4 protein-coding genes and 1 tRNA gene are annotated in these 8,572 nt (G+C 65.2%); 2 read left to right on the top strand and 3 right to left on the bottom strand.

Annotation, left to right across the window (positions count from 1 at the left end):
- A partial coding sequence (gene gltB, locus V8324_RS20530; RefSeq protein ID WP_336421760.1) for a glutamate synthase large subunit occupies nucleotides 1-4,448 on the bottom strand: 4,448 nt, incomplete at its 3' end.
- Nucleotides 4,449-4,608: 160 nt separating this feature from the next.
- Nucleotides 4,609-6,042, bottom strand: coding sequence for an NAD(P)-dependent oxidoreductase (locus tag V8324_RS20525; protein WP_336421759.1), 1,434 nt, complete (start codon nucleotides 6,040-6,042; stop codon nucleotides 4,609-4,611).
- 213 nt (nucleotides 6,043-6,255) lie between these two features.
- Here V8324_RS20525 and V8324_RS20520 point away from each other — a divergent pair, with 213 nt between their 5' ends.
- Complete coding sequence (locus V8324_RS20520; RefSeq protein ID WP_336421758.1) at nucleotides 6,256-7,059, top strand: undecaprenyl-diphosphate phosphatase; 804 nt, start codon at nucleotides 6,256-6,258, stop codon at nucleotides 7,057-7,059.
- A 6-nt stretch (nucleotides 7,060-7,065) separates the two neighbouring features.
- Here V8324_RS20520 and V8324_RS20515 read toward each other — a convergent pair whose 3' ends face one another.
- Nucleotides 7,066-8,046, bottom strand: coding sequence for a complex I NDUFA9 subunit family protein (locus V8324_RS20515; protein ID WP_336421757.1), 981 nt, complete (start codon nucleotides 8,044-8,046; stop codon nucleotides 7,066-7,068).
- A gap of 142 nt (nucleotides 8,047-8,188) precedes the next feature.
- Between V8324_RS20515 and V8324_RS20510 the strand changes: the two genes are divergently transcribed.
- Nucleotides 8,189-8,274, top strand: a tRNA-Leu gene (locus tag V8324_RS20510).
- The last annotated feature ends 298 nt before the right edge of the window (nucleotides 8,275-8,572 follow it).

Genomic DNA, 8,572 nt, shown 5'->3' with positions numbered 1-8,572 from the left:
CGGGCCTTCTCGCGATCCCAGTCCTGCAGGATCTCGGCGCCGCGGCGCGATTCCGTCTCGGCCACGTGGCGCTCGATCAGGCCCTTCAGCTCGGCTTCCCAATGCGGCTCTGTGACCGGGCAGCTGACCAGCGTCTCGCCGTTGACCAGCGTTTCCGCGCGTCCCTCGGGGTCATAGACATAGGCCATGCCGCCGGTCATGCCCGCGCCGAAATTCGCGCCGATCTCGCCGAGGATCACCGCGACGCCGCCGGTCATGTACTCGCAGCCGTTCGACCCGCAGCCCTCGATCACCACATGCGCGCCGGAATTGCGCACCGCGAAACGCTCGCCCGCGCGCCCGGCGGCAAAGAGATAGCCGGCGGTCGCGCCGTACAGCACCGTGTTGCCGATGATCGTGTTGTCGGCGGCGACAAGCGGGCTGGCCATCGGCGGGCGCACCACGACGGTCGCCCCCGAAAGGCCCTTGCCGACGTAGTCGTTGGCGTCGCCCGCGACTTCGAGCTTCAGCCCGGGGGCCGCGAACGCCCCCAGGCTTTGCCCGGCGCTGCCCTTCAGTTTCACCGTCAGGTGATCGGGCTGCAGGCTGTTGTTCATCCCGAAGCGCCGCACGATATGCGACGACACCCGCGTGCCCACCGTCCGGTCGGTGTTCTGCACCGCGTAATGCAGCTGCATCTTCTCGCCGTCTTCCAAGAACCGTGCCGCGTCGCGCACGATTTCCGCGTCCAGCGTGTCCGGCACCTCGTTGCGTGGGCGGTTGCGGTCGTAGCGGATGTCCTTGGCCCCATCGATGGTGATCAGCATCGGGTTGAGATCCAGATCGTCCAGATGCGCCGAGCCGCGTGACACCTGCGTCAGCAGATCCGCGCGCCCGACCACCTCGTCGAGGCTGCGCGCGCCGATGCTCGCCAGCACCTCGCGCACCTCCTGCGCGTAGAAGGTGATCAGGTTCACGACCTTGTCGGCATTGCCGGTGAACTTGGCGCGCAGGCTCTCGTCCTGCGTGCAGACGCCCACCGGGCAGGTGTTCGACTGGCACTGGCGCACCATGATGCAGCCCATGGAAATCAGCGCGGCGGTGCCGATGCCGTATTCCTCGGCCCCCATCATCGCGGCCATCACGATGTCGCGCCCGGTGCGCAGGCCGCCATCGGTGCGCAGCGTCACCCGGTCGCGCAGGTGGTTCATCGACAGCACCTGGTGCGCCTCGGTGATGCCCATCTCCCATGGCAGGCCGGCATACTTGATGCTCGTCGCCGGGCTCGCCCCGGTGCCGCCGTTATGGCCAGAGATCAGGATCACGTCGGCCTTGGCCTTGGCCACGCCGGCGGCGATGGTGCCGACGCCAGACTGTGCCACCAGCTTGACCGTCACCTTCACGGTCGGGTTGATCTGCTTGAGATCGTAGATCAGCTGCGCCAGATCCTCGATACTGTAGATGTCGTGATGCGGCGGCGGGCTGATCAGCGCAACGCCCGGCGTCGCATGCCGCAGCCGCGCGATCAGTTCGGTCACCTTCATGCCGGGGATCTGCCCGCCCTCGCCGGGCTTGGCGCCCTGCGCGATCTTGATCTCGAGCTCTTCGCAGGCGTTGAGGTATTCCGCGGTCACGCCGAACCGCCCGGACGCGACCTGCTTGATCTTGGCGGACGGGTTGTCGCCATTGGCCTCGGGGTGGAAATGCGCCGGATCCTCGCCGCCCTCGCCCGAATCGGACCGCGCGCCGATCCGGTTCATCGCCACGTTCAGCGTCTTGTGCGCCTCGGGGCTCAGCGCCCCCAGGCTCATCCCCGGCGTCACGAACCGCTTGCGGATCGCGGTCACGCTTTCGACCTCGTCCAGCGGCACCGCCTCGCCGATCGGCTTCATCTCCATCAGGTCGCGCAGGTGGATGGGCGGGCCGGCCTGCATCGCCGCCGAATACCGCTTCCACAGCTCGTAGCTGGACCGGTCGCAGGCCATCTGCATCATGTGCATGACCTGCGCGCCCCAGGCATGCGTCTCGCCCGACTTGCGCGCCTTGTAGAACCCGCCGATCGGCAGCACGTCGCGGCCGCCCTTCCAGGCGCGGCGATGCACCTCTTCCAGCTTGGCCTGGATGCCCGACACGCCGATGCCGCTGATCCGGCTGGTCAGGCCCGGCAGGTATTCCGCGCACATCGCGCGGCTCAGGCCCACGGCCTCGAAATTCAGCCCGCCGCGATAGGACGAGATGACGGAAATCCCCATCTTCGACATGATCTTGAGGATGCCCAGATCGATCGCCTTGCGGTAGCGCGCCACCGCCTCGGTCAGGGTGCCGTCGATCAGTCCGCGCTCGATCCGCTCGGCGATGCTGTCCTCGGCGAGATAGGCGTTGACCACCGTCGCGCCCGCGCCGATCAGCACGGCGAAATAATGCGGGTCGATGCATTCCGCCGACCGCACGTTGAGGCTGCAGAAGGTGCGCAGGCCCTTGCGCGTCAGGTGGCTGTGCACGGCGGACGTGGCCAGGATCATCGGCATGCCGACGCGGTCGGGGCCCGAATACTGGTCGGTCAGAACGATATGCCCGGTGCCCGAGCGCACGGCATCCTCGGCCTCGGCGCGGATCCGCTCCAGCCCGTCGCGCAGCGCGTTCTCGCCGGCGACGAAGCTGCAGTCGATCTCGGTCACGTCGACCTTGAACTGCCGCACCAGCCCGTCCCATTGCGCGTTGCCCACGAACGGGCTTTCCAGCACCAGGATCTCGGTCTGCGTGCTGCTCTCGTCGAGGACGTTCTTGAGATTGCCGAACCGGGTCTTGAGGCTCATCACCCGGAATTCCCGCAATGAATCAATCGCCGGGTTGGTCACCTGGCTGAAATTCTGCCGGAAATAATGGCTCAGCGGGCGGTATTGCTGCGACAGCACGGCGCTCGGCGTGTCGTCGCCCATGCTGCCGATGGCCTCCTTGCCGTCCTCGGCCATCGGAGCGAGGATCTGCTCGAGCTCTTCCATCGTGTAACCGGCGGCAATCTGGCGCTTGCGCAGCTCTGCCCCGGTATGCAGCGGCGCCTCGGTCAGCGCCGACAGCGTGCTGTCAAGCTCGGTGATCTTGCCCACCCAGTCGCCGAAGGGCTGGGCATGCGCCAGCGTGTCCTTGATCTCGGCATCGTGGTAAAGCTTGCCCGCGACCATGTCGACGGCCAGCATCTGCCCGGGGCCAAGCGCGCCCTTCTCCTGCACGGTGCGCTCGTCGATCGGTACCATCCCGGCCTCTGACCCGGCGATCAGCAACCCGTCGCCGGTCACCACGTAGCGCATCGGGCGCAGCCCGTTGCGGTCGAGACCCGCACAGACCCACCGGCCATCGGTCATGGCAAGGGCGGCGGGGCCGTCCCACGGCTCCATCACCGAGTTGCAGTATGAATACATGTCGCGCCACGCGACGGGAAGTTCCTCGCGCTGCTTGGACCACGATTCCGGCACCAGCATGGTCTTGGCCATCGGCGCGTTGCGCCCGGCGCGCACCAGCACCTCGAACACCGCGTCCAGCGCCGCGCTGTCCGAAGATCCCTGCGGGATGATCGGCTTGATGTCCTCGGCCCGGTCGCCGAAGGCGCTGCTGGCCATGCGGATCTCGTGGCTCTTCATCCAGTTGCTGTTGCCCTTCAGCGTGTTGATCTCGCCGTTATGCGCCAGCATGCGGAACGGCTGCGCCAGCCACCATTGCGGGAAGGTGTTGGTCGAATAGCGCTGGTGATAGATCGCGAAGGCGCTGACGAAGCGCTCGTCCATCAGGTCGGGATAGAACTCGGCGACCTGCTCGGCCAGCATCATGCCCTTGTAGATGATGCTGCGGCACGACAGGCTGGCCATGTAGAACTGCGTGATGCCTTCCTGCAGCACCGCCTTCTCGATGCGGCGGCGGATCACGTAAAGCTCGCGCTCGAAGGTCTCCTCGTCCAGCCCCTTGTTGTCCGAGATCATGATCTGCTCGATCTCGGGGCGGGTCGCGTTGGCCTTCTCGCCCAGGCAGGTGATCTCCACCGGCACGTGCCGCCAGCCGTAGATCTTGTGACCCATGCGGATCACCTCGGTCTCGACGATGGTGCGGCACGATTCCTGCGCGCCGAAATTGGTGCGCGGCAGGAACACCTGCCCGACGGCGACCAGCCGGCTTTCGTCGGGCTCGTGCCCGGTGCGGCGGATCTGGTCGTAGAAGAAGGGCACCGGGATCTGCACGTGCAGCCCCGCCCCGTCGCCGGTCTTGCCGTCGGCATCGACGGCCCCGCGATGCCAGATCGCCTTCAGCGCATCGATCCCGGCCTCGACCACCCCGCGCGAGGCGGTGCCATCGACCGACACCACGAGGCCCACCCCGCAAGAGGAATGCTCCTCCGCGTGGGCATACATCCCGTGCTCGGCCAGCCAGTCGCGCTTGGCCTCTTCACGGTCGGCCCAGTCCTGATCGAATTGCGTCATCGGTGTTAACCCTTCCTTCATACGGTAGGTCAGTAAGTCTGCCCTGTTGCCTGATGACCCTGGGTCAGGGTCGGTGCCCCGCGCCGTGGCGCTTCGCGGCGCGGCAGTCGCGCCCGCGCGTACACAACGCGGGTACATATGGTACATGTCGTACGCGCGTCTACTCGGCGGCGATGGCCTGCGGCGCGCTCAGATACTCGAGAATGGCACTGGCCGAATCGCGCCCGTCGCGGATCGCCCACACAACAAGGCTGGCGCCCCGCACGATGTCGCCCACCGCGAAAACGCCCTCCAGACCGGTCTGCCCGGTGGTGAAATCGGCCTTGATCGTGCCCCAGCGGGTCACTTCCAATTCCTTTTGATTCCAGAGCGTTGGCAGATCCTCGGGCTCGAATCCGAGGGCCTGGATCACGAGCTCCGCGGGCGCGTCCTCGACGGCACCCTCGACGGGCTCGGGGCTTTGCCGCCCCGTCGCATCTGGCGCCCCCAGCCGCATCTTCTGCACGCGCACCGCCGTCACCGGGTCGCCCGCGAAGCCGACCGGCGCGCTAAGCCATTCGAAAACAACGCCTTCTTCCTCGGCATTGGCCACCTCGCGCTGGCTGCCGGGCATGTTGTCGCGGTCGCGCCGGTACAGGCAGGTTACCGACGTGGCACCTTGCCGCACGGCCGTGCGCACACAATCCATTGCGGTATCGCCACCTCCGACCACAACCACTCGCTTGCCCTCTGCATTCAGCTCGCCGCTGTCAAATTCCGGCACCTCATCGCCGAATCCCACCCGGTTGCTCGCCGTGAGAAAGTCGATCGCCCGCACGATGCCATCCGCGCCGACCCCGGGACCGGTCAGGTTGCGACTTTTGTAGACCCCGGTCGCGACCATTACCGCGTTGTGTTTGCTGCGAATTTCCTCGAAGGTGATGTCTTTTCCGACGTCGCAGTTCAGCACGAATTCGACGCCGCCCTGTTCCAGCTGGTCGATGCGGCGCATGACCACGTCCTTCTCCAGCTTGAAGCTCGGGATGCCATAGGTCATCAGCCCGCCGCCCCGGTCGTAGCGATCGTAGACAGTGACCTGCACGCCCTCGCGCCGCAGCACGTCCGCGGCCGCCAGACCGCCCGGGCCGGCACCGATTATACCAACGGATTCAACACGTTCCGCGGGCGGGGCAATGGGCTCGACCCAGCCTTCCTCCCACGCGGTGTCGGTGATGTACTTCTCGACGGCGCCGATGGTGACGGTGCCGTGCCCGGCCTTCTCGATGACGCAATTGCCCTCGCACAGCCGGTCCTGTGGACAGATGCGGCCGCAAATCTCTGGGAAGGTGTTGGTCAACTGGCTGACTTCATACGCTTCCTTCAGCCGCCCCTCGGCGGTGAGGCGCAGCCAGTCGGGAATGTTGTTGTGCAAGGGGCAATGCGTCTGGCAATATGGAACGCCGCACTGGCTGCACCGCCCCGACTGCTCCTTGGCCTTTTCATCGGCGAACTCGGCATAGATCTCGTTGAAATCCTGCCGCCGCATATCGGCCGTCCGTTTCTCTGGCATGTCCCGCTCGACATCCACGAATTTCAGCATGGGTTGCTTCGTCACAACACGCCCTCCTTTTCACTTGTTCAGGAACTTACGCTAAGTCGCGAGCGATGAAAAGTCAGCAATGCTGTCCTTTAACAGAAAATTTCGGCAGTGGCAGCATGATTGTGTAAAGAAATTCTCAACACTACGTCCGATCCGGTCCTTAATTGCCGTTTGCCCTTTGTTCGCAATGCTTTATAGCTGCGCGGCATAGAGGATGGGATCGCCGCAATGACGCTTTTTCACATTTTCATCGTGGCGATCATTCAGGGGGTCACCGAATTCCTGCCGATTTCGTCGTCGGGGCATCTCATCCTGCTGCCGGGCCTCGCCGGCATGCCGGACCAGGGCCTGATGATCGATGTCGCCGTGCATGTCGGCACCCTCGTCGCCGTGGTGATATATTTCTGGGCCGATGTCCGGCTGGCCATACTCGGCACCCCGCGCATGCTGATCGGGCGCGTCGACACCCCCGGCCCGCGGCTCGCGCTGCTGCTGCTGATCGCGACGATCCCGGTGATCGTACTCGGCCTGCTTCTCAAGCTTTCGGGGCTACAGGACGGTCTGCGCTCGGTCACCGTCATCGGTTGGACCACGATCATCTTCGGCCTGCTGCTCTACTGGTCCGATCAGGCCGGCGCACAAGAAAAACGCACCGGCGCCTGGTCCCTGCGCGACGCGGTGATCCTGGGGTTCTGGCAGGCCATCGCCCTGATCCCCGGCACCTCGCGGTCGGGCATCGTGATTACCGGCTCGCGCTTCCTGGGATACCAGCGCCACGACGCGGCGCGCATCTCCATGCTGATGTCGATCCCGACGATCGCCGCCAGCGGCCTCCTGCTCGCCGGTGAGGCGGTGCTCGACGCCGATCTCGCGGCCATGCGCGACGCCGCGATAGCCGCAGGGTTCGCCTTCGTCGCGGCGCTCTTGGCGCTGACCCTGATGATGCGCCTGCTGAACCGCGTCAGCTTCACGCCCTACGTGATCTACCGCCTCGGCCTCGGCCTGGGCCTGCTGGTCTTCGCCTATGGCTGAGCGCGATCAGGTCCGCAGGTTGCGCGCAGAATCCGTGATCGCCTCGTATTGCCCGCCCCTGCGGAAGCGCCACAGGTAGTCGGGCAGTACCGCGTCCAGCGAGGTCGGCGTGATCCCCAGATCGGCAAAGCCGCGGGCCTTGTCCGACACGACATTGTCCACCCGCAGGCTGCGCACCTGGTCGCGGGTGATCTGCGGCGGCACGAGACCGAAGGTGAGCGTCTGCACCAGTTCCATCCCCCAGGCCATGGCCGCCGCAATGCCGAAGGGAATGTTCAAGATCAGACGCCGGCGCCGGATGATCGTCAGCATCATCTCCATCAACTCGCGGAAGGTCGCGCGGGTCGAGCCGCCAAGCTCGTAGATGCCGGGCGCGGCGGTCCCGTCGACGCCCATCTGCGCCGCCTGCGCGACATCGTCCACATAGACCGGCTGAAACAGGGTCTCGCCCCCCACCACGGGCAGGACCGGGCCGAACCGACTCATCGAGGCGAAACGATTGAAGAACTGGTCCTCTGGCCCGAAGATCACCGACGGGCGCAGGATGACCGCCTGTGGGAAATGCTTCAGGATGCCGGCCTCGCCCGCCGCCTTGCTTTGCGCATATTCACTGGCAGAGTTCGGATCCGCGCCGATCGCCGAGATCTGCACCAGTCGTTCCACGCCCTCTTCCGCGGCCAGCCGGGCGATCCGCGTCGCGCCTTCGTCCTGGACGGCAGTGAAGTTGTTGCGGCCCTTGCGGTCGAAGGTGCCGACACAGTTCACCACGGCATCGGCCCCGTGCAGCACCGAGCGCACGCTGGCATCGTCTCGGATGTTGCAGGCCACGGGCGCGACCTGCCCGACATCGCCGTAGGGCTTGACATGCAGCGCCTCGTTGGGCCGCCGCACCGCCACGCGCACCCGCCATCCCGCACTGGCCATCCGCCGCGCAATGTAGCGACCGACAAATCCCGATCCGCCGAAGATGGTGACAAGTCTGGACATGGAGAGCCTCCGGGCTGAACGCGATACATACTTCACTATCGTTCCCGGGCGCTTTGGACAAGCCGATTGACTTGAGGCGCCGAGGCCGCAAAATCGCCGTTGACACCACCTCGCGCTGCCTCTACACGCCTGCCCACCACCGGCCCAGGTGGCGGAATGGTAGACGCGCTAGCTTCAGGTGCTAGTGTCCGTATGGACGTGGAGGTTCGAGTCCTCTCCTGGGCACCACAAACTCTCCTCATTGATACAAAAAAGTCAATAAAACAAGGGGTTTGATCGCTTCCGCAGCACGGAATGATCGATTTGCTACGCATTTTGCTCCCGTTTTTGCTACGCACGGCTTTCAGGTTCCGCCTTGGCCGATATGATGATTCACAGGTCCCTCACTCACCCTCGAGGGTCATCTCGGGCGAACATTTTGACCTCAATATCTGTGAATCGGCATGCAAAAGTGACCCACCTGGGTGGGTTATGATCATCTAAAACTGACCCACCTGCCACGTTAGCATCCGTGCGTTCATGCACG

This window comes from Roseovarius sp. D22-M7 (assembly GCF_037083785.1).
In the GTDB taxonomy this organism is placed as follows: domain Bacteria; phylum Pseudomonadota; class Alphaproteobacteria; order Rhodobacterales; family Rhodobacteraceae; genus Roseovarius.
The sequence above is the reverse complement of the archived record's forward strand: the minus strand, read 5'-3'. Positions and strand labels throughout refer to the sequence as shown.